Annotated in this window: 27 protein-coding genes and 1 pseudogene (1 of these 28 only partly in view); 22 read left to right on the top strand and 6 right to left on the bottom strand. The window is 65.8% G+C overall.

Annotation, left to right across the window (positions count from 1 at the left end):
- Positions 1–23: 23 nt before the first annotated feature.
- From grxC to BSQ44_RS22940, 6 genes are all read left to right on the top strand, one after another.
- Positions 24–284 (top strand): glutaredoxin 3, encoded by a 261-nt coding sequence (grxC, locus tag BSQ44_RS22965; RefSeq protein WP_072607376.1) that lies wholly within the window; start codon positions 24–26, stop codon positions 282–284.
- Positions 285–297: 13 nt separating this feature from the next.
- On the top strand, positions 298–1,161 hold the full coding sequence (locus BSQ44_RS22960) for a carbon-nitrogen hydrolase family protein (RefSeq protein WP_072607375.1): 864 nt from the start codon (positions 298–300) through the stop codon (positions 1,159–1,161).
- Complete coding sequence (locus BSQ44_RS22955; protein ID WP_072607374.1) at positions 1,158–1,583, top strand: DUF1178 family protein; 426 nt, start codon at positions 1,158–1,160, stop codon at positions 1,581–1,583. The genes BSQ44_RS22960 and BSQ44_RS22955 overlap by 4 nt, the downstream gene beginning before the upstream one ends.
- A gap of 48 nt (positions 1,584–1,631) precedes the next feature.
- Positions 1,632–2,522, top strand: coding sequence for a DMT family transporter (locus BSQ44_RS22950; RefSeq protein WP_072607373.1), 891 nt, complete (start codon positions 1,632–1,634; stop codon positions 2,520–2,522).
- Between the two features lie 67 nt (positions 2,523–2,589).
- The gene (locus tag BSQ44_RS22945; RefSeq protein ID WP_072607372.1) at positions 2,590–2,835 is read left to right on the top strand and encodes a type II toxin-antitoxin system VapB family antitoxin; all 246 of its coding nucleotides are present in this window, start codon (positions 2,590–2,592) and stop codon (positions 2,833–2,835) included.
- On the top strand, positions 2,835–3,230 hold the full coding sequence (locus BSQ44_RS22940; RefSeq protein ID WP_072607371.1) for a type II toxin-antitoxin system VapC family toxin: 396 nt from the start codon (positions 2,835–2,837) through the stop codon (positions 3,228–3,230). Before BSQ44_RS22945 ends, BSQ44_RS22940 begins: the two co-directional genes overlap by 1 nt.
- Positions 3,231–3,249: 19 nt before the next feature.
- Here BSQ44_RS22940 and ubiG read toward each other — a convergent pair whose 3' ends face one another.
- The gene (ubiG, locus tag BSQ44_RS22935; protein WP_072607370.1) at positions 3,250–4,002 is read right to left on the bottom strand and encodes a bifunctional 2-polyprenyl-6-hydroxyphenol methylase/3-demethylubiquinol 3-O-methyltransferase UbiG; all 753 of its coding nucleotides are present in this window, start codon (positions 4,000–4,002) and stop codon (positions 3,250–3,252) included.
- Positions 4,003–4,250: 248 nt separating this feature from the next.
- Between ubiG and BSQ44_RS22930 the strand changes: the two genes are divergently transcribed.
- Positions 4,251–5,582 (top strand): mechanosensitive ion channel family protein, encoded by a 1,332-nt coding sequence (locus BSQ44_RS22930; protein WP_072608237.1) that lies wholly within the window; start codon positions 4,251–4,253, stop codon positions 5,580–5,582.
- An 18-nt stretch (positions 5,583–5,600) separates the two neighbouring features.
- Here the strand turns inward: BSQ44_RS22930 and BSQ44_RS22925 are convergent, their stop codons facing one another.
- Positions 5,601–6,314: a gamma-glutamylcyclotransferase gene (locus tag BSQ44_RS22925; RefSeq protein WP_072607369.1), complete on the bottom strand. Its 714-nt coding sequence runs from the start codon at positions 6,312–6,314 to the stop codon at positions 5,601–5,603.
- Positions 6,315–6,506: 192 nt separating this feature from the next.
- Between BSQ44_RS22925 and BSQ44_RS22920 the strand changes: the two genes are divergently transcribed.
- The 8 genes from BSQ44_RS22920 (at position 6,507) to clpB (ending at position 17,626) form a co-directional block, all read left to right on the top strand.
- Positions 6,507–7,760 carry an aspartate kinase gene (locus tag BSQ44_RS22920; protein ID WP_072607368.1) on the top strand — a complete coding sequence of 418 codons (1,254 nt, stop codon included), beginning with the start codon at positions 6,507–6,509 and terminating at the stop codon, positions 7,758–7,760.
- Positions 7,761–7,837: 77 nt separating this feature from the next.
- A complete protein-coding gene (ptsP, locus tag BSQ44_RS22915) occupies positions 7,838–10,108 on the top strand; it encodes a phosphoenolpyruvate--protein phosphotransferase (RefSeq protein ID WP_072607367.1) in 2,271 nt (756 codons plus the stop codon).
- Between the two features lie 10 nt (positions 10,109–10,118).
- A complete protein-coding gene (locus tag BSQ44_RS22910; protein ID WP_072607366.1) occupies positions 10,119–10,541 on the top strand; it encodes a RusA family crossover junction endodeoxyribonuclease in 423 nt (140 codons plus the stop codon).
- Positions 10,541–11,215, top strand: coding sequence for a hypothetical protein (locus tag BSQ44_RS22905; RefSeq protein ID WP_072607365.1), 675 nt, complete (start codon positions 10,541–10,543; stop codon positions 11,213–11,215). Before BSQ44_RS22910 ends, BSQ44_RS22905 begins: the two co-directional genes overlap by 1 nt.
- 95 nt (positions 11,216–11,310) lie before the next feature.
- Positions 11,311–12,390 carry a peptide chain release factor 1 gene (prfA, locus tag BSQ44_RS22900; protein ID WP_072608236.1) on the top strand — a complete coding sequence of 360 codons (1,080 nt, stop codon included), beginning with the start codon at positions 11,311–11,313 and terminating at the stop codon, positions 12,388–12,390.
- A gap of 300 nt (positions 12,391–12,690) precedes the next feature.
- On the top strand, positions 12,691–13,545 hold the full coding sequence (gene prmC, locus BSQ44_RS22895; protein WP_072607364.1) for a peptide chain release factor N(5)-glutamine methyltransferase: 855 nt from the start codon (positions 12,691–12,693) through the stop codon (positions 13,543–13,545).
- 309 nt (positions 13,546–13,854) lie between these two features.
- Entirely contained in the window at positions 13,855–14,814 is a 960-nt protein-coding gene (locus tag BSQ44_RS22890) for a DUF4167 domain-containing protein (RefSeq protein ID WP_072607363.1), read from the top strand.
- 205 nt (positions 14,815–15,019) lie between these two features.
- The gene (gene clpB, locus BSQ44_RS22885) at positions 15,020–17,626 is read left to right on the top strand and encodes an ATP-dependent chaperone ClpB (RefSeq protein ID WP_072607362.1); all 2,607 of its coding nucleotides are present in this window, start codon (positions 15,020–15,022) and stop codon (positions 17,624–17,626) included.
- 76 nt (positions 17,627–17,702) lie between these two features.
- Here clpB and BSQ44_RS27050 read toward each other — a convergent pair whose 3' ends face one another.
- The gene (locus tag BSQ44_RS27050) at positions 17,703–17,861 is read right to left on the bottom strand and encodes a hypothetical protein (RefSeq protein WP_162276748.1); all 159 of its coding nucleotides are present in this window, start codon (positions 17,859–17,861) and stop codon (positions 17,703–17,705) included.
- 181 nt (positions 17,862–18,042) lie between these two features.
- Here BSQ44_RS27050 and BSQ44_RS22880 point away from each other — a divergent pair, with 181 nt between their 5' ends.
- Positions 18,043–18,921 carry a DMT family transporter gene (locus tag BSQ44_RS22880; RefSeq protein WP_235633294.1) on the top strand — a complete coding sequence of 293 codons (879 nt, stop codon included), beginning with the start codon at positions 18,043–18,045 and terminating at the stop codon, positions 18,919–18,921.
- Positions 18,922–19,069: 148 nt separating this feature from the next.
- Positions 19,070–19,591, top strand: coding sequence for an RICIN domain-containing protein (locus tag BSQ44_RS22875; protein ID WP_083534878.1), 522 nt, complete (start codon positions 19,070–19,072; stop codon positions 19,589–19,591).
- A gap of 916 nt (positions 19,592–20,507) precedes the next feature.
- Here BSQ44_RS22875 and BSQ44_RS27045 read toward each other — a convergent pair.
- Complete coding sequence (locus BSQ44_RS27045; protein WP_157894670.1) at positions 20,508–21,038, bottom strand: hypothetical protein; 531 nt, start codon at positions 21,036–21,038, stop codon at positions 20,508–20,510.
- A 231-nt stretch (positions 21,039–21,269) separates the two neighbouring features.
- On the opposite strand from BSQ44_RS27045, the gene BSQ44_RS27040 reads away from it, so the two are divergent.
- On the top strand, positions 21,270–21,695 hold the full coding sequence (locus BSQ44_RS27040) for a hypothetical protein (RefSeq protein WP_157894669.1): 426 nt from the start codon (positions 21,270–21,272) through the stop codon (positions 21,693–21,695).
- The gene (locus BSQ44_RS22870) at positions 21,665–22,129 is read left to right on the top strand and encodes a hypothetical protein (protein ID WP_157894668.1); all 465 of its coding nucleotides are present in this window, start codon (positions 21,665–21,667) and stop codon (positions 22,127–22,129) included. Before BSQ44_RS27040 ends, BSQ44_RS22870 begins: the two co-directional genes overlap by 31 nt.
- 45 nt (positions 22,130–22,174) lie before the next feature.
- On the opposite strand, the pseudogene BSQ44_RS22865 reads toward BSQ44_RS22870, so the two are convergent.
- A pseudogene (locus BSQ44_RS22865) lies at positions 22,175–22,710 on the bottom strand (IS1595 family transposase); the annotation flags it as partial.
- Between the two features lie 74 nt (positions 22,711–22,784).
- Between BSQ44_RS22865 and BSQ44_RS22860 the strand changes: the two are divergent.
- From BSQ44_RS22860 to BSQ44_RS22850, 3 genes are all read left to right on the top strand, one after another.
- The gene (locus tag BSQ44_RS22860; protein WP_072607360.1) at positions 22,785–23,618 is read left to right on the top strand and encodes a hypothetical protein; all 834 of its coding nucleotides are present in this window, start codon (positions 22,785–22,787) and stop codon (positions 23,616–23,618) included.
- A gap of 182 nt (positions 23,619–23,800) precedes the next feature.
- Positions 23,801–24,157, top strand: coding sequence for an MmcQ/YjbR family DNA-binding protein (locus tag BSQ44_RS22855; protein ID WP_072607359.1), 357 nt, complete (start codon positions 23,801–23,803; stop codon positions 24,155–24,157).
- Between the two features lie 91 nt (positions 24,158–24,248).
- Positions 24,249–25,727: a L,D-transpeptidase family protein gene (locus tag BSQ44_RS22850; protein ID WP_072607358.1), complete on the top strand. Its 1,479-nt coding sequence runs from the start codon at positions 24,249–24,251 to the stop codon at positions 25,725–25,727.
- Positions 25,728–25,748: 21 nt separating this feature from the next.
- Here the strand turns inward: BSQ44_RS22850 and BSQ44_RS22845 are convergent, their stop codons facing one another.
- A protein-coding gene (locus BSQ44_RS22845) for a M23 family metallopeptidase (protein WP_072607357.1) crosses the window boundary here: on the bottom strand, positions 25,749–26,646 show its 3' portion. The gene runs 1,046 nt beyond the window's last position; the window shows 898 of its 1,944 coding nt (coding positions 1,047–1,944); its start codon lies beyond the right edge, outside the window — the gene reads right to left on this strand; its stop codon occupies positions 25,749–25,751.

Here is a 26,646-nt window from a genome sequence, read left to right as displayed (position 1 = left end):
GCGGCATCACCACGGAAAACGCCATGCAAGACGTCACCATCTACACCCGTGCCATGTGCGGCTACTGCTCCGCCGCCAAGCGCCTGCTCGACAGGAAGGGCGTGCAGTACACCGAGCACGACGCCAGCTTCTCCCCCGACCTGCGGCAGGAGATGATGTCGCGCTCCGGACGCTCCACCTTCCCCCAGATCTTCATCGGCGACACCCATGTCGGCGGCAGCGACGACCTGCACGCGCTCGAGGCCAACGGCCGCCTCGATGCCATGCTGCAGGGCGGCGCCTGACGGAGCCGGCATCATGAGTGTCTTCAAGGCCGCCGCCATCCAGATGCGCACCGGCATGGACCCGGACGCGAACGCGCAGACCTTCGAGGCGATGGTCCGCGACGCGGCCGGGCAGGGCGCCACCTACATCCAGTCGCCGGAGATGACCGGCGCCCTGGTGCGCGACCGCGCCACGCTCCGCTCCGTCCTCCGCGACGAGAAGGACGACGTCATCGCCGCCACCGCCGGCCGGCTCGCCGCCGAACTCGGCGTCACGATCCACGTCGGCTCCACCGCGATCGCCCGCGACGACGGCAAGGTCGCCAACCGCGGCTTTCTCTTCGGCCCCGACGGTGCGCTCGTCACCACCTACGACAAGATCCACATGTTCGACGTCGATCTCGACAATGGCGAGAGCTGGCGCGAATCCAACACCTACGAGCCCGGCGTCTGCACCATCGTTGCCGATCTTCCCTTCGCGAAGCTCGGCATGTCGGTCTGCTACGACCTGCGCTTTCCGCAACTCTTCCGCGCCCAGGCCATGGCCGGCGCCGAGGTGCTCACGGTGCCCGCCGCCTTCACCCGCCAGACCGGCGAGGCGCACTGGCACGTCCTCCTGCGCGCCCGCGCCATCGAGAACGGCACGTGGCTCATCGCCGCCGCGCAAGGGGGAAAGCACGAGGACGGGCGCGAGACCTACGGCCATTCCATGATGATCGATCCCTGGGGCCGCGTCGTCGCCGAACTCGACCACGACGAGCCCGGCGTACTGGTGGCCGAGATCGACACCGAAGCGGTTTCCGCCGCGCGCAAGAAGATCCCGAACCTGAAGAACGCCCGCGAATTCACGGTCCGCGACGTCGGAACCCCGGCTGCCGCCCGGAGAGCCGCCTCGTGATCAATTTCTCCCTCCATTGCGACAACGGCCACGCCTTCGACGGCTGGTTCCGCAACAACGAGGAATTCGACGCCCAGGCGGAGCGCAAGCTCGTCTCCTGCCCGGTCTGCGGTTCGCTCCATGTCGGCAAGTCGCTGATGGCGCCGGCCGTCTCCACCGGGCGCAAGCGCGAGAAGATCGCGCTCGCAGCCGGCGAGGAGCAGAAGCAGGTTCTGGCCAAGCTCAAGGAGCTGTCCGAAAAGGTCCGCGCCAACGCCGATTACGTCGGCGACAAGTTCGCCGAGGAGGCGCGCAAGATCCATTTCGGCGAGGTCGAGGCGCGCGGCATCTACGGCGAGGCCACGCGCGAAGAGGCGAGGAGCCTCGTCGAGGATGGCGTCGAGTTCATGCCGATCCCGGTCTTTCCGGACGACCGGAACTGACGTCGAAACGACCCCGGATCGCCTGCACATGAAACCTTCCGCCCGGCCATGAGGCAGCTCTGGGATTCGGCCGCCGCCCTGCTCATCGTCACCGGCGGCCTGCTCGGCATGATCTTCCCGCTCGGCAAGATCGCCACCGGCGCCGGCGTGTCCGCCGTCGTCTGGTCCTTCGTCATCTCCTTCGGCGTCGGCACGATCCTCATCCTCGTCCAGATTGTCCGCCGCGACTTTCCGCAACTCGATCGACACAAGCTGCGCTATTTCGCGATCGCCGGCGCAATCTCCTACGCCATTCCCAACATCATCGTCTTCGCCGCCATCCCGCATCTGGGCGCCGGCTTCACCGCGATCATGCTGACGCTGTCTCCGGTCATCACGCTCACCCTGTCGCTGCTGATCGGGCTGCGCCGCCCGAGCCCGCTCGGCATCGCCGGCATCGCGGTCGGCTTCGTCGGCGCGGTGATCGTGGCGGCCACGCGTGGCGAACTCGGTCAGCCCGCCGCGCTCGGCTGGGTGGCACTCGGCCTTCTGATCCCGGTGGCGCTCGCGATCGGCAACATCTACCGCACCATCGACTGGCCGGCGCATGCCGGGCCGATCGAGCTCGCCATCGGCAGCCACTACGCCGCGGCGGTCATCCTTCTCCTCGTCGGGCTCGTCCCTGCCGCGAACTTCGATCTCGCGCCGCTGGCGGACCTGCCGCTCGCCGTCGTCGCACAGGCGGCCTCTTCGGCCGGCATGTTCGTCTTCTTCTTCCGCCTCCAGGCGGTCGGCGGCCCGGTCTATCTCAGCCAGATCGGCTACGTCGCGGCCGCCGTCGGGCTGGTCTCGGGCACGCTCTTCCTCGGCGAGCGCTATGCGTTGCTCACCTGGGCGGGTGCCGCGACCGTCGGCATCGGCGTCGTCATGACGACGAAGGCTCAAAGCCGGGAAAGCTGACCGGCTCGCATCGGTGTATCCTCCGTGCTATATAAGGATACACCGTAGCAGCTGAACCCACACGGCGATGGCTTTTCACATCAAGAACCCAGAGACCGACGCTCTCGCCCGCAAGGTGGCGTCGCTGAAGAAGACCGGCCTTACGGAGACGGTCCATACCGCGCTTCAGCATGAACTGGAGCGCGAGCAGGGAAAGCCGAGCGACATCGATCGCTGGATTCAGTTCGCGCGCGAATTTCGCTCGACTGTGGATCCGACCCGCGGATTGCCGGTGGACAAGGACTTCATCGACAGTCTCTACGAGGACGATTGATGTTCGTCGATGCGTCGGCATTGACCGCCATGCTTGCCGAGGAAGCCGACGGCGCAGAACTCATGACCAGGATGCGGCGAAGCAGGTATCGGATGACATCGGCGATCGCCGTCTGGGAGGCGTCGGTCGCCCTGTCGCGCCTGACGGAGAAATCCGTCACCGAAACGCGGATGACTTTGGAGCGGTTCTTGGACCTGGCCGAGATTCGAACCTTGCCGCTTCCCCCCGAGATCGCCGCAATCGCCCTCGATGCCTTCGACCGCTTCGGCAAGGGCAGGCACCCCGCCCGCCTCAACATGGGCGACTGCTTCGCCTACGCCTGCGCCCGGCATTTCGGCCAACCGTTGCTGTTCAAGGGAAGCGACTTTCCGCTGACCGACATCGCGGCCGCGTGACGGCTGCCGCCGCGAGGCCTCACTCGTTCGCCGGCTTCTCCGCCAGAACCATGTAGTTGACGTCCATGTCGCGCGAGCGCTGCCAGCGGTCGGAGAGCGGGCTGTAGACCACCCCCGTCCGGTCGATGATGCTCATGCCGGCATCGCCCAGAGCCTTCTGCAATTCGTCGGGCCGCACCAGCTTGCCGAACTGGTGCGTGCCGCGCGGCAGCCAGCGCAGCACGTACTCCGCACCGACGATCGCCAGCCCGAGCGCCTTCAGCGTGCGGTTGATCGTGGCCACGAACATGATGCCGCCGGGCTTCACCATCTCGGCGCACTTGCCGATGTAGAGCCCGACGTCCGAGACGTGCTCGACCACCTCCATGTTGAGGATCACGTCGAATTTTTCCCCGGCGTCGGCCAGGTCCTCGGCCGTGGTGGCGCGGTAGTCGATCGACACGCCGCTCTGGGCGGCATGCAGCTTCGCCACCTCGATGTTTGTCTCGGAGGCGTCGGCGCCCACCACCGTGGCGCCGAGCCGCGCCATGGGCTCGCACAGCAGCCCGCCGCCGCAGCCGATGTCGAGGAAGCGCAGCCCCTCGAAGGGGCGCGTGGAGCGCGGGTCGCGGCCGAAACGCTCGGCGACCTTGTCGCGGATATAGGCCAGTCGCACGGGGTTGAACTTGTGCAGCGGCTTGAACTTGCCGTTCGGATTCCACCATTCGGCGGCGAGCGCGGAGAAACGCTCGACTTCCGCGGTGTCGATGGTCGTTCGTCGGGCCTCGGGCATCGCAGGGGTCTCCTCTCGCGAGCGCAAGAGGTCGGGCGCGCGAGGGGGAATGTCAAGTCCGCCATCGCGCCCGCTGCGATCGCCCGCCGGGCAATCGCCGATCCAGCACGGGCGAGACCGGAACGCAGCGCGCCCGCGAGCGTTCGGCAATGATGAAGCTGTCGCGGCAAGGGAGCGGATCGGGAAACCGATGCCGGGTAGGCGGTCTCCGCAAGGCGGTCGGGCTCCTCCTGTTGTCGCTATGCCTGATGGTTTCTTCAGCGGAGGCCCTGCGCGCCCAGGAGCCTGCCGTCGATCCCGGCGAGGCGCCGGCCGCGCCGCGGCAGCCGGTCAGCATCGAAAATGCGGTCGAGGATCGCGCGATCGCAGAGCGCCTCGATGACATCCTCTCGTCCACTGGCTGGTTCGAGAATGCCACCGTGGAGGTTCGCGAGGGCGTCGTTTTCCTCGACGGAGCGGCGGGCTCGCAGGACCACCGCCGCTGGGCCGGCGAACTCGCAGCCAACACCGAAGGCACGGTCGCCGTCGTCAACCGCATCGAGGTGCGCGCCGACCTGCGCTCCACTTTCGGCAGGGCAGGGGAAGAATCGACCCGGCTCTATGGGCAGGCGGTGCAGGCCTGGCCGCTGGTCCTGCTGGCGCTGGTCATCGCACTCGCCACCTTCCTCGTCGCCGCGCTGATCGGCCGCTTCTCACGCGGCTTCCTGTCCACGCGCATCTCCTCGCCGCTCCTGCGCTCGGTCGTCGTGCGGGCGATCACCATTCCGGTCTTCCTGCTCGGCATCTATTTCGTCCTGCGGGTCGCGGGCCTCACCAGCCTCGCCGTCACCGTGCTCGGCGGCACAGGCTTGATCGGCATCGTGATCGGCTTCGCCTTCCGCGACATCGCCGAAAATTTCCTGGCGAGCCTGCTGCTCTCGATACGCAATCCGTTCCGCTCCGGCGACCTGATCGACGTCGCCGGCCATGTCGGCATCGTGCAGAACCTCAATACGCGCAGCACCGTGCTGCTCACGCTCGACGGCAATCACGTGCAGATCCCCAACGCAATGGTGTTCAAGAGCATCATCAAGAACTATTCCAGCATCCCGAGCCGGCGCGCCGAGTTCCTGGTCGGGATCGGCTACGATTCCTCCACCGCAAAGGCGCAGGCCCTGATCAGCGAGGTGCTGCGCGAGCATCCGGCCGTGCTGGAGACCCCCGAACCGCTGGTGCTGGTCGACCAACTCGGCGCCGCTACCGTCGATCTGAAGGTTCAGTACTGGTTCGACAGCGCGACCTATTCTCCGGCCAAGATCAACTCGGCCCTTCTCAGGCTCTCCAAGAACGCGCTCCTGTCGGGTGGTATCGAACTGCCCGACCCGGCCCGCGAGGTTGTCTTCCCACAAGGTGTCCCCTTCTATCGCCGCGACCGCCCGGCGGAAAAATCACCGGCCTCCACAAAGCAAAAGAAATCCCCGCCCGTCGATGATCAGGCCGTCACCATCGGCGAGGGAAACCTCCAGAGCGAGACGCGGGAAGCAGCCGAAAGGCCGCGAGGCGAGATCCCCGAGAGCTCGGAAAACCTGCTCAAGGGTTGAGGAAGACGATCCGACCTCTCATGCCCCGTGCATCGCCTCGATCCTCTCGGCTGTCAGGTGCTGCAACTTCCACAGATGCCGGTCGTGGATCCCCAGCTGTTCCAGGTGCTCGACCGTCGCGTGCAGATACTCCGCCATCGAGCCGCGGAAGCCGCAGGCTGTCGCCAGCATCTGCGCCGTCTCCTCATCGCCCAGGTGTCCGATGTAGCGCCCGCTCTTGCGGTCCATGGCGAAGGTCAGCGCCCGGAGCGGGCCTTCCTCCGTCTCGACGTTGATCCAGCGTGGCGGAAAGGAACTCGGCACCATCGACATCTCGCGCCGCACCAGCTGGTCCATGCTCTCCTTCAGCGTCTCGGGCTCGAGCCGGAAGGCGATGCCCTTGCACTGGCCGCCGCGGTCCAGCGCCAGCATCAGGCCGGGGTTCTCGCTGTTGCCGCGGAAGCGGCGGTCCCAGCCGAGGCAGAAGATGCGACGCCAGCCGCGCGCCAGCGCAACCCGCTTCTCCACGAATTCGAAAGCCGGATTCCAGATCAGCGATCCGTAGGCGAAAACCCAGAACGCCTCGTCCGGCGCGCCCTGGCGCAGTTCGGCCGCCAAACGGTCGAAATCCTCGTCCGTTGCCGGTCGCACGCCGGGAAAGGGCTGGAAACCTGGATCGGAGATCTCGCGCACCAGCCTCTCCACATGCCGCCGCGTCAGCCGCATTTCCCGCGCCGCACTCCGATCTGCCATTCCGCCGTCCCGCTCCATCCTCGTCGTACCGAGCTTACGCAGGCCGCCGCGGTGCGCAAGGGCCGTCCCTGCGCTTGCGATTGCCCCGCCGTTTGGCTATGGAGGCCGCGCATTCGCGCCGCCGGGGAGGCGGCGTTTCCATTGATAGTCCCGCGGCCCGGCGCCGCGTCCCCGCAAAGGCTTTCCGCTTCCATGGCGCGCATCGTGATGAAATTCGGCGGGACGTCCGTTGCCGACATTCCGCGCATCCGCAACGTGGCGCGGCATGTCAAGCGCGAGGTCGACGCCGGCCACGAGGTGGCGGTCGTCGTTTCCGCCATGGCCGGAAAGACCAACGAGCTCGTCTCCTGGACGCGCGAGGCCTCGCCCATGCACGACGCGCGCGAATACGACGCCGTGGTGGCATCGGGCGAGCAGGTCACCGCCGGGCTTCTCGCCATCGTGCTCCAGTCGATGGGCGTCCATGCCCGCTCCTGGCAGGGCTGGCAGATCCCCATCAGCACGGACAATGCTCACGGTGCCGCGCGCATCCTCGACATCGACGGCTCGTTCCTGATCGAGCGCTTCGGCGAGGGGCAGGTGGCCGTGATCGCCGGCTTCCAGGGCATCGGCCCCGACAAGCGCATCGCAACGCTCGGCCGCGGCGGGTCAGACACCAGCGCGGTGGCGATCGCCGCGGCGGTGAAGGCCGACCGCTGCGACATCTACACCGACGTCGACGGCGTCTACACCACCGATCCGCGCATCGACCCCAAGGCGCGGCGCCTGGCCAAGATCAGCTTCGAGGAAATGCTCGAAATGGCCTCGCTCGGCGCCAAGGTGCTGCAGGTGCGCTCGGTCGAGCTCGCCATGGTACACAAGGTCCGGACCTTCGTCCGCTCCTCCTTCGACGATCCCGATGCTCCGGGCATGGGTGATCTCCTGAACCCGCCCGGAACGCTCATTTGCGACGAGGATGAAATCGTGGAACAGCAGGTCGTCACCGGCATCGCCTACGCCAAGGACGAGGCCCAGATATCGCTGCGGCGCGTCGCCGACCGGCCAGGCGTGGCCGCGGGCATCTTCGGACCGCTGGCCGAGGCCGGCATCAACGTCGACATGATCGTCCAGAACATCTCCGAGGACGGGTCGCGCACCGACATGACCTTCACGGTGCCGTCCGGCGACGTCGACAAGGCGCTTTCCGTGCTGAACAAGGCACGCGGCGAGATCGGCTTCGACGTGCTCCAGCACGACGAGGGTATGGCCAAGATCTCGGTCATCGGCATCGGCATGCGCAGCCATGCCGGCGTGGCGGCCACCGCCTTCAAGGCCCTTTCCGAGAAGGGCATCAACATCCGGGCGATCACGACGTCGGAAATCAAGATTTCCATCCTGATCGACGGCGCCTATACGGAGCTTGCCGTGCGGACTTTGCATTCCGTCTACGGTCTGGATAAGCAATAGAGTAACTATTCGAGGGGGCGGCCTGCCGTATTCGCGATTCGCGCGGGCGCGGCGCGGGGCCGTTGGAGCCCATGCCCATGCGTGAAATCGCAGGCAGCCCGCGGGTCCTGCTGAGACGGCTGCGCGAGCTCATGGCGGAGGCGCTGGAGCCGCAGGCCCGGCTCGACCGGATCGTGCGGGAGATCGCTTCCAACATGGTGGCGGAAGTCTGCTCGCTCTACGTGCTGCGCGCCGATTCCGTGCTCGAACTCTACGCCACCGAAGGTCTGAACCCCGGATCGGTCCACCTCGCGCAACTGCGCCTGGGACAGGGCCTCGTCGGCACGATCGCCGCGAGCGCCAGGCCGCTCAACCTCCAGGACGCGCAGAAGCATCCGGCGTTCGCCTATCTCCCGGAGACGGGCGAAGAGATCTACCACTCCTTCCTCGGCGTGCCGGTGCTGCGCGCGGGCCGCACTCTCGGCGTACTCGTGGTCCAGAACAAGACCATGCGCAACTACGGCGACGACGAGGTGGAGGCGCTCGAGACCACGGCCATGGTCATCGCCGAAATGATCGCCACCGGAGACCTGCGCCGCCTCACCCGGCCGGGCATGGAGCTCGACCTCAGCCGGCCCGTCACCATCGAGGGCATGCCCTTCAACGAAGGCGTCGGCCTCGGCCACGTCGTGCTGCACGAGCCCCGCATCGTCGTCACCAACCTCTTCAACGAGGACGCAGACGTCGAGCTCAGGAAGCTCGACAACGCGCTCGGCTCGCTGCGCCTGTCGATCGACGACATGCTGTCGCGCCGCGAGGTCGCCTCCGAGGGCGAGCACCGCGCCGTTCTCGAGGCCTACCGCATGTTCGCGCACGATCGCGGCTGGGTGCGCCGGCTGGAGGAAGCCGTGCGCAACGGACTGACCGCGGAGGCCGCGGTCGAGAAGGTCCAGAGCGACATGCGCGCGCGCATGATGCACATAACGGACCCCTACATGCGCGAGCGCATGAACGATTTCGACGATCTCGCCTACCGGCTGCTGCGCCAGCTGATGGGCGGCGGCGCCGACGCGCTGGCGACCACGCTGCCGAAGGACGCGATCATCGTGTCGCGCTCGATGGGTGCTGCCGAACTCCTCGACTATCCGCGCGACAAGGTGCGCGGGCTGGTGCTGGAGGATGCGGCCGCCACCAGTCACGTGGTCATCGTGGCGCGCGCCATGGGCATCCCCGTCTCTGGCCAGGCCAAGGGCGCGGTCTCCATGGCGGAAAACGGCGATGCGGCCATCGTCGACGGCGACGAGGGCAAGGTGCACCTGCGTCCCCAGCCCGACGTCGAGGCCGCCTATGCCGAAAAGGTCCGCTTCCGCGCCCGCCGACAGGAGCTCTACAGGGAACTGCGCGAGCGCCCTTCGGTGTCGAAGGACGGCGTGCGGGTCGACCTGATGATGAACGCGGGGCTCGCCGTCGACCTGCCGCAGCTCGCCGATTCGGGCGCGGCGGGCATCGGCCTGTTCCGCAGCGAGCTTCAGTTCATGGTCGCCGCGACCTTCCCGCGCGCCGAGGCGCAGGAGGCGCTCTACCGCCAGGTGATCGAGGCGGCGGGCGGCAAGCCGGTCACCTTCCGCACCATCGACATCGGCGGCGACAAGGTGCTGCCCTATTTCCGCGGCGGCGAGAAGGAGGAGAATCCGGCGCTCGGCTGGCGCGCCATCCGGCTCACGCTGGACCGTCCGGGCCTTCTCAGGACCCAGGTGAGGGCGCTCCTGAAGGCGGCCGGCGGCGGCGAGCTTCGCCTCATGCTGCCCATGGTCACCGAGATCGCGGAGATCACCAAGGCGCGCCAGCTCATCGATCGCGAGGTCAACCACCTTGCCCGCTTCGGCCATCTGCTGCCGACCAGCCTCAAGCTCGGTGCCATGCTCGAGGTCCCGTCGCTGCTGTTCCAGCTCGACGAGTTGATGCGGGTCGTCGATTTCGTCTCGGTCGGCTCCAACGACCTGTTCCAGTTCCTCACCGCCACCGATCGCGGCAATGGCATGCTGTCGGGCCGCTTCGACCCGATATCGGCCCCCTTCCTGCGCGCGCTGAAGCAGGTGATCGACGCCGGCGCGCGCGCGGGCAAGCCGGTCACGCTGTGCGGCGAACTCGCCGGCCGCCCGATCTCGGCCCTGGCCCTGATCGGCGTCGGTTTCCGCTCCATCTCGATGTCCGCCGCCGCGATCGGCCCGGTCAAGGCCATGCTGGTCGAGCTTCCGGTGCGGGAACTGGAACGGGCCATCGAGCCGGTCCTCGCCGAAGGCGGCGCCACGAGCGACGCCCGCGCCGTCCTGCGCGACTTCGCGGCAGCGCACGACATCCCGCTTTGAGGACGAACACGTGGCGGCCAGCCTGTTCCCCTTCGAATTCATCGTCCGCGAAACGCCGCGGTCCGTGCAGGCGAGTTCAAAATCCCTGCAACGTTGGAAGGAGCGTCTGCGGGAGGCCGCGAAGCGCCGAGTGGAAGAACTGGTCGAACAATCCTGGCTGGACCAGCGTCCGCTGGCGCTGACCATCTATTACTTCCCGTCCGCCCCGATGGACGGCGACGTGGACAACATCATAAAGCCGATATTGGATGCATTGGTCGCGGTGGTGTATCCTGACGACCGTTTGATCGAAAGGGTGGTCGCGCAGAAGTTCGAACCCGCCCTCGAATGGTCCTTCAGCCAGCCTAGCGAGATGTTGGAAGCCGCATTAATGACCACTGACGACGTCGTTTATGTCCGTGTCGACGACGACCTCGCCTGGAGACGAATCTGATGTCGCTGGCCGCGAACCGTTCCGTTGGAGATGCCGAAGCTGCGTTCTTGGAGCGCATGCGATCGCATTACGAGGAACAGGGATATCGATACGTCGTCCATCCGCTCCGGTCCGAGCTTCCTGAGTTTCTGGACTCCTACATTCCCGACGCCATAGCCATGAAGGACGGCGATAATGTCGCAATCGAAGTCATCTCCCGCGCCACGCCGTCAGCTCACTCGTCCATCGCTGGAATTCGGAACCTGTTCGAGGATCGCCCGGACTGGCGGCTGACGATCGTGAACATGGGTCGGGAACCTTCCGATACGCAGGAAATGCCTGTTCCGGGAAAGGAAGCAATTCTGGAGCGGGTGAAACAAGTCCAGAAACTCGCGGAAACGGGAGACGTAGCCGCGGCATTCGTCGTGGCATGGAGCCTCCTCGAAGCTGCGTTCAACAGTCTCCATCCCAACGCCGACAAGCGACCGCGCCTGCCGGGAACGGTTGTCCAGGCTCTATCCATGAACGGAGACATTTCCTATGAATCCGAGCACGCCTTGCGGCCGCTGATAGAACTGCGCAATCGAATCGTGCACGGCGACCTCGATGCTCTGCCGACCGACGATGACGTTGGCGAGGTTCTCTCGGCGGTAAGGGCGGCGCTGGAACAGCCTGCCGCCGAGACGGTCGGCTAGACTCGCGGTCAAATATGGGTAATCAGCGGCAACTCGTTTGCCGCCCGATGTTTTCCGCGCGCCCGCACCTCAATGAAGTCATCAGTTCGACAGACATGACCACTCTCCCCGCCGACCGGATGGACCAGGTTCTGAAGCGCTTCGACATGCTCGAGGCGCAGATGGCGGCCGGGCCCGACGCCGACAAATACGTCAAGCTCGCCTCCGAATACTCCGACATCCAGGAACTCGCGGCGAGAATCAGGACCTTGCGGGCGCTGGAGAAGGACCGCGACGGCATGAAGACCATGCTGTCAGACCGCTCGACCGACCGCGACATGCGCGAACTCGCAGAGGCCGAACTCAAGGAGGTCGAGGAGCGGATCGAGGCCGTCGAGGCGGAAATCCAGGTGCTGCTCCTGCCCAAGGACGAGGCCGACGCGAAGAACGCCATCCTCGAGATCCGCGCCGGCACAGGCGGCGACGAGGCGGCGATCTTCGCGGGCGACCTGTTCCGCATGTACGAGCGCTACGCGGCGGACCACGGCTGGAAGGTCGAGCTCGTCTCGGCCAGCGAAGGCGACGCGGGCGGCTACAAGGAGATCATCGCAACCGTCTCGGGCAAGGGCGTGTTCTCGCGGCTGAAGTTCGAATCGGGCGTCCACCGCGTGCAGCGCGTGCCCGCCACCGAGGCGAGCGGGCGCATCCACACCTCCGCTGCGACCGTCGCCGTGCTGCCGGAGGCTGAGGACGTCGACATCGAGATCCGCAACGAGGACATCCGCATCGACACCATGCGCGCCTCGGGCGCGGGCGGCCAGCACGTCAACACCACCGATTCGGCCGTGCGCATCACCCACCTGCCCACCGGCATCATGGTCGTGTCGGCGGAAAAGTCCCAGCACCAGAACCGTGCCCGCGCCATGCAGATCCTGCGCTCGCGTCTCTACGACATGGAGCGCAACCGCGCCGCCGACGAACGCTCCGAAGCGCGCCGCCTGCAGGTCGGTTCCGGCGACCGCTCCGAGCGCATCCGCACCTACAATTTTCCGCAAGGACGCGTCACCGACCATCGCATCAACCTGACGCTCTACAAGCTCGACCGCGTGATGGTCGGCGACCTCGACGAGATCATCGACGCGCTCATCTCCGACCACCAGTCGAAGCTCTTGGCCGACATGAGCGGGAATGCCTGAGGCGGTTTTCATCCTGCCCCGATACATATCGAACCTCCGCATGAGGCTCGGGCATTGTTCGCGATCGCTTATCGGCCCTGCCCGTCGACCCCCACCCCTAACCCCTCCCCTCAAGGGGGAGGGGGACTCCCGCGGAACGGCTTCCACACCATCGGCGGCAAGCCGAGCGGGCGCGATCAAATCCCCCTCCCCCTTGAGGGGAGGGGTGGGGGGTGGGGGTCCTTCCAGCCCACGAAACCGGACCGTCGACCCCAATGCCCGCTGGTACCAAGTTCGCAGCACGGCGGTGCATCCATCCCCATGACCACCCTTTCCGACCTCCACCAGAGGACCCGCCGCCGGTTCGTCGCCGCCGGCCTCGAAACACCCGACCTCGACGCCCGCCTGCTCCTCGAACACTGCACCGGCACGACCCGGCTCGACCTGATTCGCGCGCCCGAACGAATCATCGCGCCCGAACAATCGGCCGAACTGGAAAAGGCGGTGGAGCGCCGGCTTGCCGGCGAACCGGTGCATCGCATCCTCGGCTGGCGCGAGTTCTACGGCATGCGGTTGTCGCTTTCGCCCGACACGCTGGAGCCGCGTCCCGACACCGAGGCTCTGGTCGACCTCGTCCTGCCGCGTATCCGCGCCACCGCCGCGAAGAAGGGAAGCTGTTCGATCCTCGACCTCGGAACGGGCACCGGCGCCATCGCGCTCGCACTCCTATCAACCGTTCCGCAGGCGCGTGCCCTCGGTGCCGACGTGGCGCAAGGCGCGCTCGAAACCGCAAATGCGAACGCCGAGGCCAATGGACTGGCGGACCGGTTCGATACGGCACTTTCCGACTGGTTCGGAGAAATTTCGGGCCGATTCGATGCAATCGTCTCCAATCCGCCCTATATCACCGACTGTGAACTCGCCGATCTCCCGGCCGACGTGAAGGATCACGACCCCTTGCGGGCTCTGTCCGGCGGCTCGGACGGGCTGGACGCCTATCGTGCCATCGCGAAAGACGCCGCCAGCCACCTGGAACCGGGAGGCGTGGTGGCGGTCGAGATCGGTAGCCGGCAAAAGGCCGACGTCATCGCGATCTTCTCCGAATTCGGCTTCGGGCTCGACGCGGAAAAGAGCGACCTGGGCGGCCGCGACAGGGCGGTCTCGTTCACCCTGTGAATACCTGAAATTGTGCCATGCGAAAAAATGCTTGGCATAGCTTTCGAATACGGATAGTTTCCGGCCACCGGATGAGACGAAGCAGGCAGTGCTGTATCGGTTCGGTCCCTTCAGGAAACAGACTGCCGACTGCGTGATGGACGCACTTGCTTCGTATGGGGCTCTTCCGGCCACGGTACGAAACCAGAAGCGAGATGGCAGGGCCAGCGGCTCGACGCGCCGTATTGCCCATAACCGGATGGCGTAGGCGAGCTCTTTTCTGGCCGCAGCGCCCTTTTTCTCAACGCGATCGAAAATGAAGAGTATCGGATGAGGCCACAACAGCAGAACAGGCGCATGCGCGGTCGGAACAACAACAACCGCAAGGGCCCCAATCCACTGACCCGCAGCTATGAAAGCAACGGTCCGGACGTCAAGATCAGGGGCTCCGCCCAGCAGATCGCCGAGAAATACGCCACGCTCGCACGGGATGCGCACAGCGCCGGCGACCGCGTCATGGCGGAGAACTATCTCCAGCACGCCGAGCACTACAACCGCATCATTGCCGCCGCCCAGGGTCAGATGCCGGTCAACAACACGGCGCGCGACCAGCGCGAAGAGTATGACGACGACGACAACGACAGCGACGACAACTTCGATCAGGGCAACAACCAGCAGCCCGAGAATCGCCAGCACGACGGGCGTCAGCAGGACGGCCGCCAGAACGATGGCCGCGACAATCGCCAGAGTGATGGGCGCCAGAACGACGGCCGCCAGAATGAGGGCCGGCAGAACGACGGTCGTCAGCAGGAGGGTCGCCAGAATGACGGTCGTGATGGCCGCCAGCGCGACAACCAGCCGCGCGGCGACAACCAGCAGCGAGACGGGCGGCGCGACGATCGCCAGCGCGACAACAATGCACGTCCGCCGCGCAACGATCAGGACGTCGCGGCGCAGAACCGCGAACAGCCGCGCGCCAACAACGACGGTTCGGGCCCGCAGCCGGTGATCGACGGCATGCCGGTCGAGGTCGCTCTTGAGCAGGAGGCCATGGCCAGCCAGCCGCGTCCGCGCCGCGGGCGTCCGCCGCGTAACGCCGCAGCCGCTCCCGAGCAGGCCGAGGCCACTAAGGATGACGCCCAGGCGGCCAAGCCGGGCGAGGGCGAGGAAGCCGCGCCGCGCAAGCCGCGCCGCCCCCGCCGCCCCCGCAACGCCAATGCCGAAGCCGGCGAAGGCGCGAACGAGGACCAGGACGCGAACTCCGACGAGCCCGCCGTCGCGGCGCAGTAGTCCCGACCCATAACCGCGTATCGCGAAAGGGCGGAGCCGTCGGCTTCGCCCTTTTTGCGTCATTGACGCGCATCAACCCATCTTGAGGATTGTTCTCCTAATATCCATATCCGGCCGAGTTGGTCCGGCTTCGATCGAAGCGGGCCGTCACCTTGAGCCGAACCGGTGCCGCCAGGCGGGCCGGGGAAGGAATGGAGACCACAAGATGAATATCGAGAAATACTCCGAGCGGGTCCGGGGCTTCATCCAGTCCGCACAGACGATGGCGCTGTCGCGCAATCACCAGCAGTTCTCGCCCGAGCATATCCTGAAGGTTCTCGTCGACGACGAGGAGGGACTGGCCGCGAACCTGATCGAACGCGCCGGCGGCCGGCCGAAGGACGTCCAGCTCGGCGTCGAGGCGGCGCTGAAGGCGATGCCGCAGGTCGAGGGCGGCAACGGCCAGCTCTACATGGCCCAGCCGCTCGCCAAGGTATTCTCCACCGCGGAAGACCTCGCAAAGAAGGCCGGCGACAGTTTCGTCACCGTCGAGCGCCTGCTCACCGCGCTCGCCATCGAGAAGTCCGCCAAGACCGCCGACATCCTGTCCAAGGCGGGCGTCTCCGCGCAGGCGCTCAATGCCGCGATCAACGACATCCGCAAGGGACGCACTGCCGATTCGGCCTCCGCCGAACAGGGCTACGACGCGCTGAAGAAATATGCGCGCGACCTGACGGCCGACGCCCGCGCCGGCAAGCTCGATCCCGTCATCGGTCGCGACGACGAGATCCGCCGCACCATCCAGGTCCTGTCGCGCCGCACCAAGAACAATCCCGTGCTGATCGGCGAACCCGGCGTCGGCAAGACCGCCATCGCCGAGGGCCTGGCGCTCCGGATCGTCAATGGCGACGTGCCCGAATCGCTCAAGGACAAGCGCCTGATGGCGCTCGACATGGGCTCTCTCATCGCCGGCGCGAAGTATCGCGGCGAGTTCGAGGAGCGGCTGAAGGCCGTGCTGTCTGAGGTCACTTCCGCCGAGGGCGAGATCGTGCTGTTCATCGACGAGATGCACACGCTGGTCGGTGCCGGCAAGGCCGACGGCGCCATGGACGCCTCCAACCTGCTGAAGCCCGCGCTCGCCCGCGGCGAGCTGCACTGCGTCGGCGCCACCACGCTCGACGAGTACCGCAAGCACGTCGAGAAGGACGCAGCGCTCGCGCGCCGCTTCCAGCCCGTCTTCATCGACGAGCCGACGGTCGAGGACACCGTCTCGATCCTGCGCGGCCTGAAGGAGAAGTACGAGCAGCACCACAAGGTGCGCATCTCCGACTCCGCGCTGGTGGCTGCCGCGACGCTGTCCAACCGCTACATCGCCGATCGTTTCCTGCCCGACAAGGCGATCGACCTCGTCGACGAGGCCTCTTCGCGGCTGAGGATGCAGGTCGATTCCAAGCCCGAGGAGCTCGACGAGATCGACCGCCGCATCATGCAGCTCAAGATCGAGCGCGAGGCGCTGAAGGCCGAGAAGGACGCCGCCTCGAAGGACCGGCTGGAAAGGCTCGAGCAGGAACTGGCCGACCTCGAGGAGAAGTCCGACGGCATCACAGCCCGCTGGCAGGCCGAGAAGCAGAAGCTTGGGCTGGCCGCCGACCTGAAGCGCCAGCTCGACGAGGCCCGCAACGATCTCGCCATCGCCCAGCGCAAGGGCGAGTTCCAGCGCGCCGGCGAGCTCGCTTACGGCCAGATCCCGGCGCTTGAGAAGAAGCTCGTCGATGCCGAGGCCCAGGACGGCACCGGAGCCATGGTCCAGGAAGAGGTGACGCCCGACAACATCGCCAACGTCGTCTCGCGCTGGACCGGCATCCCGGTCGACAAGATGCTGGAGGGCGAGCGCGACAAGCTCCTGCGCATGGAAGACGAGGTCGCCAAGCGCGTCGTCGGCCAGGGCGAGGCCGTGCAGGCGGTTTCCAAGGCTGTGCGCAGGGCACGGGCAGGGCTCCAGGATCCGAACCGGCCGATCGGCTCGTTCATGTTCCTCGGCCCCACCGGTGTCGGCAAGACGGAGCTTACCAAGGCGCTCGCCTCGTTCCTGTTCGACGACGAGAACGCCATGGTGCGCATCGACATGTCGGAGTTCATGGAGAAGCACTCGGTCGCCCGCCTCATCGGCGCGCCTCCCGGCTATGTCGGCTACGAGGAGGGCGGCGCCCTCACCGAGGCCGTCCGCCGCCGGCCCTACCAGGTCGTGCTGTTCGACGAGATCGAGAAGGCGCACCCCGACGTCTTCAACGTGCTCCTGCAGGTGCTCGACGACGGACGCCTGACCGACGGCCAGGGCCGCACGGTCGATTTCCGCAACACGCTGATCATCATGACGTCGAACCTCGGCGCGGAATATCTCGTGAACCTGAAGGAGAACGAGGACGTCGACGGCGTGCGCGACGTGGTCATGGATGTGGTCAAGGCCTCCTTCCGTCCGGAGTTCCTGAACCGCATCGACGAGGTGATCCTGTTCGACCGCCTGCGCCGGCAGGACATGGGCGCGATCGTCGAAATCCAGCTCAAGCGGCTGGAGAAGCTGCTCGCCGACCGCAAGATCACGCTCGACCTCGACCGCACCGCCATCGAATGGCTGGCCGAGAAGGGCTACGATCCTGCTTACGGCGCGCGCCCGCTCAAGCGCGTCATGCAGAAGGAGTTGCAGGACCCGCTGGCGGAAAAGATCCTGCAGGGCGACATCCGCGACGGCCAGACCATCGTCATCGCCGCGGGTTCGGATCGCCTTCTCTTCCGTCCTCGCCCGCAGGCGGCCAACGAAGCCGAGGCGGCCTGACCGGCCTGCCTCACCGCCTGGAAGACATGCCCCCGGCAGCGATGCCGGGGGTTTCTTTTTCCCGGATCGCTCCGGCTCAGTCGCCGCCGCGCAGTTCCACGGCCGCCTGCTCCTCGCCGAAGAAGTAGGCGTAGAGCGGCCCCTTCGGCGGTCCGAGCACGATCATCGCGACGGCGTGGCCCGTGAAGAGCGCCGCCAGAAGATACCACACCAGTCGCATGCCACCCCTTTGCATGTCAGCCGGGCATTGTCCCGGCACCGGCTGCCCCCGTCAACCGTCCGCCGGCGAAGCCTTGTGCCAGGCCGCCTTTTTCGCAGACGCTGCGGTCGCGTTCGTCTATGCGTCGGTCCTGAAAGATCCCCGCTCCGGCCGCCGGCCGGAACCGGGCGGCGGAGGACAGGCGCGGAGTTTCTAAGTGCACGGCATCGTGGAGACGCGGCAGAACCGGCTGACCGGCATCCTCCTGATGCTGGCCGGCGTCGCGTGCCTCAGCGTCAACGACGCGCTGGCGAAATCGCTGACGGCCACCTATTCGCCGGTGCAGATCCTGTTCATCCGCAATGTCATCGCCCTGCCGTTCGCCCTTGCCGTCGCCTATGGGATGGGCGGCGCGCCGGCGCTGCGCTCGCGCCGGCCGCTCGCCCACCTTGCGCGCGGCGTCCTGTGGCTCGCCGCCGCCGTGCTGTTCTTCACCAGCATCATGCACCTGAAGCTCGCCGAGGCCACCGCGCTCATCTTCGCGGCGCCGTTCTTCATCACCGCCATGTCCGCCCTCGTCCTTCGCGATCATGTCGGCTGGCGGCGCTGGTCGGCGGTCATCGCCGGCTTCGTCGGCGTGCTGATCGTCGTGCGACCGGGTGCCGCCAGCTTCCAGCCCGTCGCGCTGCTGCCGGTCGCCACCGCGTTCCTCTATGCCCTGTTGATGCTGAGCGCGCGCTGGCTCGATCCGCGCGAGAGCGTGTGGACCCTGCTCCTCTACCTCACCGGCGCAGGCACCCTGGTCGCCGCTCTCGCCGCGCCCTTCGTGTGGCGGGAGATCCAGTCCGAACATATCCTGCTCTTCTTCGCGATCTCTCTCTTCGGCACTGTGGGCATGACCATGATGACCCAGGCCTTCCGCCTGGCGCCGGCTGCCCTCATCGCGCCGCTCGACTACACCGCGCTCGTCTGGGCCACCGCCTTCGGCTGGCTGATCTGGAGGGAAGTCCCCGACACCGCCACCTTCCTCGGTGCCGCCGTCATCATTACCAGCGGCGTGGTCGTCATCCTGCGCGAGGGCAGGGCGACGGATTGAGGCGAGGGGCTCCGCAAATATAAGGCGATGGTGATTTAGGAATAGACTTCCGCAAGGTGAGGTCCTAGCAAGGTGCCGTTGGGGCAACACCGAGCCCGGCCGGCGGGAGCGCCGGTACGCTCGACTTATCACGTGGGGAAATCAATCGATGAAATGGATTATCATCGCCGCGGCCGCGGCGTTCGCAACGGTTGCCGGTCAGGCGTCGGCGCAGGGCATCGACACGGGCCACTACTACACGCTTTCGACAGAGTTTCGCGGCGGCGACATGCGCCTCGACGTGTTCAACGGCGGTCCGAAGAACGACATGACGCACCTGGCGCCCGCCGCCGACCTGTCGGGCCAGTACTGGCGCTTCACGCCGGCCGGAAACGGCTACTGGCGCCTGTCGACCATGTTCCGCGGCGCCAACATGTGCCTCGACGTCTTCAACGGCGGTGCGCGGGACAATCAGGTGCACCTGACGCCCTGCGCCAACTACACGGGCCAGTTCTGGGCGCTGCGCCCCGAGGGGCAGGCCTACCGCCTGACCACCGATTTCCGCGGCCCGGGCATGTGCCTCGACATCTTCAACGGCGGCCCCGACAACAACCAGCCCCACCTCACCCCCTGCGCCAACTATTCCGGCCAGCTCTGGTACCTCAACCCGACCTGGAAGCAGGTGAACTGAGGGCGGCTCGGGGGCCTTTCCTCGCCCCCACGTGAGTGGGGGGTCCGAAGGACGGGCGAGACCGGTGGCTCGCCCTGGGTGGCTCGGGCGAAGCCCGACACGGAGTGGGGGCTCTCTCCGCCTCGCCTGAACCGCAGGAAACTAGGTCTCTTCCTTGGCCCTTCGGGCCAACCCCTGCCCCCAACCCCTCCCCTCAAGGGGGAGGGGAGCCTTTAGCGCGATACCGCGGCAACGCCCGATGCCCATCCTCAACCCCACGTGAGTGGGGGAGAGGTGGCTCGGGCGCAGCCCGAGACGGAGTGGGGGCCCTCTCCACCTCGCCTGAACAGCGCAGGAAAACACCCCTTCTTCGCTGGCTCTTCGGGCCAACCCCCACCCCAACCCCTCCCCTCAAGGGGGAGGGGAGCCTTTAGCGCGATACCGCGGCAACGCCCGATGCCCATCCTCAACCCCACGTGAGTGGGGGAGAGGTGGCTCGGGCGCAGCCCGAGACGGAGTGGGGGCCCTCTCCACCTCGCCTGAACAGCGCAGGAAAACACCCCTTCTTCGCTGGCTCTTCGGGCCAACCCCCACCCCCAATCCCTCCCCCCAAAGGGGGAGGGGAGCCCGTTAGCGCGATACCGCGGCGATGTATGATGCCCATCCGCATCTCTTATCGCATAGGTGCGGATTAAACGGTGGCGTGCGATCAATATAGCGCCGATAGGAAAATTATCCTAATTTTGTACGTGAGAAAGTAAGACCGATGTGCGACACGGAGTCCGACAGGACGGCAAAGGACTTAGAACGAATCGAGATCATGCCTCAGATGATTGAGGGGGAGTTGATATCTTGCTTTCTACATATTCTGTAGATGGGGTTATCACGGAGTTGGAGCGCGATAGGGCATAACGCGTTGTTCGGGAGATCATCACTGTTATCCGCGTCGAGTGATCAAACGTCTCTCGTACATAGAATGTGAAAACTTCCCAAGCGCCAGGTGTACGTCGCAGATCGCTTGAGAGATTTGTTCGAAGTCACGTAGTTTGTAGATTACCGGGTGTCCGTGGATACTGGAGAGGATCAGAGCATTTGTGTGTGCAGAACTAATGCCCCATCCGTCATGCGCGACGCTGTTTCGGGAGTGGTAAGCAGTTTTGATACGCTTGCGTAGGGTTTGCGAGAAAAGCTCGATCTCCTCGGGCAACCCTCGCCACTTCAAAAGTGCTTCAACTAGGTCGAGGCGAGCATTGAATGATTGTACCTGCTCAAAAATCTGTCGAGCAACTGGGTGACTAGGCGGCGCCGACCATTCAGGCGCGGGTACCGGCACAGAAAGGTAATCGCCCATCATGATGGCATATAGGCTGAGAAGGTCAGCTTCCACTAAGGTCCAGTTGGCTATGATGTTGCCGATTTGCGCGGCAAGCTCCGGGCGCTGTAGTATGACATTCGGTCCGAACGACACCGATGTTCCTGCCTGTCCCTCACTGGAGGGCGGCCGCAAAGGTTGAGGCATGTCTGACACCGATAAGAAGTCCGACGAAAAGAAATTCAATTAGACGCTAAAGCGGATGCTCGAAACGCCGCCCAAGCCTAAACAGGTTAAGAAAAAAGACAAATCTAAACCGAAAGGTGAGAATCCCGCCAAGTAAGGTGTGCTTGCGCTTGGCTTTGTGTTCACCTAGCGTTGCGTTCTATGGGCGAGGGACATGCTGATTGGACGTTCGGTCGAGCCGAGGAAACGTTACTGACCGCCGATCGATTGCGGCAAAATGGTCGAGATTGGCCAAACATCTATTACCTGTCGGGGCTAGCAGTGGAGCATGCGCTTTGGGCCATCCGGGTACGTCGTGCCATGTTAACCAGTCCGGATTACCACAAGGTGACACCCCACCATGATCTGAATAAGATCGCCGTGCATTGTGGCTTGGTCGAAGAACTGAAGCGAACCATTAGGGGCAACCGTGCGTTCCATATGAACTGGCGAACAGTCTGTGATTGGGACAATAACTCGCGCTATCAGCGCGTAAGCGCGCAGGACGCCAAGGACATGTGCTTGGCGGTGAACAATCCCACTTCCGGTGTGATGCCATGGCTGAGAAACATCTATCAGACGGGATGATCGAGGCGGGCGCCTCTTTCCTCTCAAAACTTGATGAATTCGGCTTATCTCCGGAGTCGGCGGGCTGGCTGTATGACACCGCGCGGAGCGACTGGCGCTATCTCGTTGCCAGTGCCGCCATCGATGTGGTCGGCCGTCGCAAAATCTATGGTGCGATAATCGACCTGTTCGAAGTCTTCGATTTCGGCGATGATCTTACTTCTATGGACGTCCACCTCGTCTCGCCCCGCGAGCAATGGTATGTCATTATGCGGGGTGCCGTGAGTGTCAGTGGTGCGTCACGCGCAAGGATCCGACGTAGCAATCTCAACGGCATTCATATTGAAGACGCGCTAGTATACCGTTTCTTTGCGCCGCCTGCCGCGGCCAAGCTGGAGCGACAGGCAAACATGTTCGCAAAGAAGGCGCATAAGGCGGCCGAATTGGCCAGCTAGCCCTTTCCGCGTTTTCGTAAATGCAGGAGTCTTCGCGCCATCTGCTTAGGCGTTCGCGGTTTCACCAATCCGCCGATAGGTCAGGCGCTTGCCCCCGATCATTGAAAGCAGATCGTCATGGCGTTCGGTGTCGGTAACATTGAGCGCGGCGCGGCGATTGTAGCGGAAATCGAACTCGGCAAGGTGGCGGTGCAAGTGGGCTTCGCCGCAATGCTGATAGACACCAACCATGCCGCGCTTAATCACCGAGAACACGCTTTCGATTGTGTTGGAATGGACGACCACATCACCCTCGGGGCGGGCGTACTCGCCAGCGGAGTGGTTCGTGGTCTTGTGAGATGCGTACTCGGTTCCGGTGACGGTGTAGAGGCGCGACGAGTGTGCGTAGAGGATGGACTTGCGGTCAGCATTGCGGACCAGCACGTCGCGGACGGTATCCTTCGTGGCGTCGTTCAGGTGGAACATGCGGGCCTTTCCGCCGCGCTCGACCCGACCGACGACAACTCGCTTCTGTGCGCCGCCTGACTTGCCGCTCTTCGTGTAAGGGATCTACGCTTCGTCTTGCGGGGTGTTTCGCGCTCCTGATCCCTATTTCTGTCCACACCCCCACCACCCCGCCCCATAATCCTCCCGCCCGAACAAACGGAAGGCAACTATGGACTGGCATGGACTGATCGAGGGGAACGAGGCGGCGCTGAAGCGCGTGCTGGCCGCGCTCGTCGCCATGACAGGTCTCGGACAGTCGGCAATCGGCAGTCGGCAGTCGGGTTCTTCTCCACCGACTGCCGACTGCCGACTGCCGATTGCCGCAACTCTCCCCCGCCGTCTCCACCGCGCGGTGCTGCGCCTGCTGCGACCCACCGAATCCGCCGTCCGCCGGCTGATCATCCTCGCGGCCAAAACCCTTCCCAAGACGCCGCCGCAACCCGAGCCCGTCCCGCCGCCGGCCTGCCCCGTCGGGACAAGGCAGAATCCCGCGACCGCCGTCCTGCGCAGCCTCGGCATCGCGGTCGTCGTCCCGCCGACCAGCGCGCCGAAGCGTTCCGTTCCGGTCGTGCGCCGTCCCGCTGCCTCCATCGCGCTGCCGCTCGCCGACCCGCTGCGCAATCCCGATCCGCGCCCGCGCACCGTACCGCCGCATGCCGCCCCTCGCATCCTCTCCTTCGACGGCGCGGTGCCGCATCGCCTGCCACCGCCGCCGTCACCCACGGATCGGCTCGACGCTACCCGGCTGGTGCTGCGGCTGCGGGCGCTGGCCGCCGCCCTCGACGACCTGCCGCGCCAGGCCCGTCGTTTCGTCCGCTGGCAGGCGCTGCGCGCCCGCGCCCGGGCGCAAGGAGCGTGGCGCCGCATCTCGCCGCTGCGCGGCGGCCGTCCACCGGGCCAGATCCGGGCAAATGGCCGCCGGCCCGAACACGAAATCCACGAAATCCTGCGCGACCTGAGTTTTTTTGCGCGCCGGGCGCTCGATTCTCCCGACACCTCGTGAGCGCCACCGGATGTCCGCAGTCCCTCTCCAGCAGAAACCAGGCTCGGCCGCCGAGGGTGACCGGACGATCATGCGCGCCGGTCGAAAAGGCCCATGCCGTTTGCGGACGTTCCGGACGAACGCCCCGAGAAAAACAGTCCGGGCGCCTGTCCTGTCCGGCTCGCCCGGATAAAGTGCTCCCCATGACGCTCGACGAATACAATGCCTTCTGCGCCTCCCTCCCGCACACGAGCCATGTCGTGCAGTGGGGCGGCGCGCATGTGTGGAAGGTCGCGGGAAAAGTCTTCGCCATCGCCGGCTGGAGCAGCGGCGCGGAACTCGCCGTCACCTTCAAGTGCTCCGAAATGGCCTTCGACGTCCTGAAGGAACAGCCGGGGCTGAGGCCGGCGCCCTATCTCGCCTCGCGCGGCATGACGTGGATCCAGCGAGTTTCGGCCGATGCCATGGACGACGCGGCGCTGTGCGACTATCTGCGCGAAAGCCACCGGCTGGTCGCCGCGAAGCTCTCGAAGAAGGCGAGGGCGGCGCTCGGCATTTGAGCGCCGGGGCGCCATCTTCATGTCCCGTTCATCTGGAACGGTGCATGATGACGATGCATTTCGGAAGCGGATTCACGGAGAAGAACGGGACATGACTGGACGGAACCTCATCCTCAGCGCGGCCGCCGGCCTCCTTGCGGCGGGAACCGTCTCGATCGCCGCCGCCGCGGTCGGACCCGCCGAAAGCGGCGACGCGACGAATTCCCCCGCCGCCGGCTCCCGTCCGCAACTGCTGCTCGCCCAGAACGGTGAAGTCGACATCTTCTTCGACGCGCGCGGCCGTCGCGTGATCCTCGATGCGCGCACCGGCGAGGTGATCGCGATCGAGGAGCCGGGCGCGCGCCAGCGCCAGTGGCCGCAATACGATCGCCTTTACGAATCCGGCGTGCTCTCGGCGCGCCCCGGCGATCCGGATGTCGCCGCCGAGCGCTACCGCCGCTACCGCGAATACCAGCTCGGCCTGCGCGAGGCGCCCGACGAGGCTGTTGTCGAGGACGGTTTTCAGCGCTATCCGCAGGACGATCGCATCGAACGCCGCGGCCTTCCCGAATATGGCGAGGTTCCCGAATACGAGGATGTGCCGGAGTACCGCGAGCCTCCCGAATATGCGCGCGGCGAGCCGCTCGAGCGCGCGCCGCTGCCCACCGATCCTTTCGCGGAAAACCCCGTCACCGGATCGACCCCCGGCGTCGGCGAGGAAATCCAGCCCGCGCCTCCGCGCCAGCCCGCCGGCGAGGACGTGGCCGAACTCCAGATCCTGCTCGACCGCGCCGGCCTGTCGCCCGGCGTCATCGACGGCAAGATGGGCGGCAACGTGCAGAAGGCGCTCGACGCCTATACCGAGATGACCGGCAAGCGGCTCGACGTGTCCGACCCGCAGATGATCGCCGACTGGCTCGTCGACACCGGCGGCGACGCCTTCACCACCTACACCATCACGCCAGAGGACGCCGCCGGCCCCTACGTCGCGTCGGTTCCGGCCGATTACGGCGACAAGGCCAAGCTTGAGCAGCTCTCCTTCACCTCGACCGCCGAGATGCTGGCCGAGCGCTTCCACATGGACGAGAACTATCTGAAGTCGATCAATCCCGGTGCGGATTTCAGCCGGCCGGGCACCCAGGTCAAGGTCGCCAATCCCGGGTCTCCGAAGGCCGCGGAAGTCGAGCGCATCGTCGCCGACAAGGGACGCGAGCAGGTCCGTGCCTACGACCGGCAGGGCAATCTGGTCGCCGCCTATCCGGCAACGATCGGCTCGACCGACATGCCGTCGCCTTCTGGCACGGTGACGGTCGAGCGCATCGCCTTCGATCCGGAATACACCTACAATCCCAAGATCAACTTCAAGCAGGGCGACAACGACAAGGTCCTGCGCATCCCGCCCGGGCCGAATGGCCCCGTCGGTTCCATGTGGATCGCGCTGTCGAAGCCGACCTACGGCATCCACGGCACGCCCGAGCCGTCCAAGATCGGCAAGACCAACAGCCACGGCTGCGTGCGCCTCACCAACTGGGACGCCCGCGAACTGGCCAAGATGGTGAAGCCCGGCATCTTCGTGCAGTTCATCGACTGACCGGGCGGTCGGGCGAAGGCCTCAGCGGCTCGCGAGTTTCAGCGAGCCGTCCAAGTCCTCGTTCAGCAGCGCATCGATGCGCTCCCGCTCGCGGTTGAAGGCGACGAGTTCCTCGTCCTTCAGCACCCGGCCGGTCGGCAGGCGCACCCGCATCGGGTCCACCCGGGTCCCGTTGACCATCAGCTCGTAGTGCAGGTGCGCGCCGGTCGACAGTCCCGTCGATCCCACGAAGCCGATCACCTGTCCCTGCCGCACCTTGGCGCCCGGCACGACACCCTTCGCGATGCGGCTCTGGTGGTTGTAGGAGGTCTTGTAGCCGTTGGAATGGCGGATGATCGTCTGGCGTCCGTAGCCCCCCGCCCATCCGGCCTTCTCCACCGTGCCGTTGCCCGCCGCGATGATCGGCGTGCCGACCGGTGCTGCCCAGTCCACGCCCGTGTGCATCTTGGTATAACCGAGGATCGGATGCCGCCGCCGCCCGAAGCCGGAGGTGAAGCGCCCGTTGGGCAGCGGGTTGCGCAGTAGGAACTGCCTGGCGCTGCGCCCTTCGGTATCGAAATAATCGATCGTCCCGTCCGTCATCTGAAACCGGTAGAAGGTCCGCTTGTTGCCGCCGAACGTCGCCTGCACATAGAGAAGCTGCGACTCCTCCGACGCCGTGTTGTCCTCGTTCGGCTCGGAGAAGAACACGTCGATCCGGTCGGACGGTCCGATGCGCGACTGGAAATCGACGTCGGCCGCCAGCATGCGGATCAGCTGCTTGGTCATGTCGCGCGACATGCCGTAGGAGTAGGCGGCGCGGTAGATGCCGTCATAGGCCTTCGGCAGGTCGCCGCGCACGCGCACCGGCGGACGCTCCTCGTCGAAGGCTGCGGCGACCTCCGTGCTCTTTTCCGGCTCGTCGGCGGGCACGAACTGC

This window comes from Aquibium oceanicum (assembly GCF_001889605.1).
GTDB classification, from domain to species: Bacteria; Pseudomonadota; Alphaproteobacteria; order Rhizobiales; family Rhizobiaceae; genus Aquibium; species Aquibium oceanicum.
The sequence above is the reverse complement of the archived record's forward strand: the minus strand, read 5'-3'. Positions and strand labels throughout refer to the sequence as shown.